Consider the following 593-nt stretch of genomic DNA (forward strand, 5'->3'; position numbering starts at 1 on the left):
GCGGATCCCCAACTACCGCAACCTGATGAACAGCTACTCGGCGTTGACGCAGCAGAAGTAAGCGTTTAATACACCGCAAAAGCCTGCCTCGAAAGCAGGCTTTTTGCGTTCTCTACAGAATGCCGTTCGTCCAGTGCCGGGCACTTGTCACGCTTGGGCATTTCACACGCTGAGGAACATCTCGCTGAATCACATCGGAGACCGACATGGACATTGATGAAAACGCACCGGGCAACCACGCGCAACAAGCCGTGACGCGCACCACCGACAACGAGACTGGCCACGATCCCAAGCGTGGAAATCCAGAAGTGCCTTTGCCGCCGGACGATGAGGCACCGGTTGAGGAAGACATGTCGGATGTCGATGCGACGAACTCGGTTTCGACGGAGCATCCGCCGTCACGCTGATTGAGCGCTGGCAAAGGAAAAACCTGCCTCTTCGTGGCAGGTTTTTTTTGCGCGGAATTTGCGCTGTCAGGACTCTTCATCGCTCGCGATAGCAGTGGGGCAGGCGCCATTGGTGTCGAGGCGGACGGCCTTTTCGCGAGCAAGCTCGCTCCCACAGGGGATCGCGGTTGACCTGACGGAGCACGT

Annotated in this window: 1 protein-coding gene; it reads left to right on the top strand. The window is 57.8% G+C overall.

All coding sequences use genetic code 11. From position 1 onward, the window contains the following. Positions 1-206: 206 nt before the first annotated feature. Complete coding sequence (locus CXF97_RS14005) at positions 207-407, top strand: hypothetical protein (protein ID WP_101159032.1); 201 nt, start codon at positions 207-209, stop codon at positions 405-407. The last annotated feature ends 186 nt before the right edge of the window (positions 408-593 follow it).

Origin of the sequence: Pseudomonas sp. Choline-02u-1 (assembly GCF_002836515.1) — a bacterium.
Classification (GTDB): domain Bacteria; phylum Pseudomonadota; class Gammaproteobacteria; order Pseudomonadales; family Pseudomonadaceae; genus Aquipseudomonas.

Coding starts and splice junctions, on each gene's coding strand:
- CXF97_RS14005 (WP_101159032.1), top strand. CDS start 207: ATGGACATTGATGAAAACGCACCGGGCAACCACGCGCAACAAGCCGTG.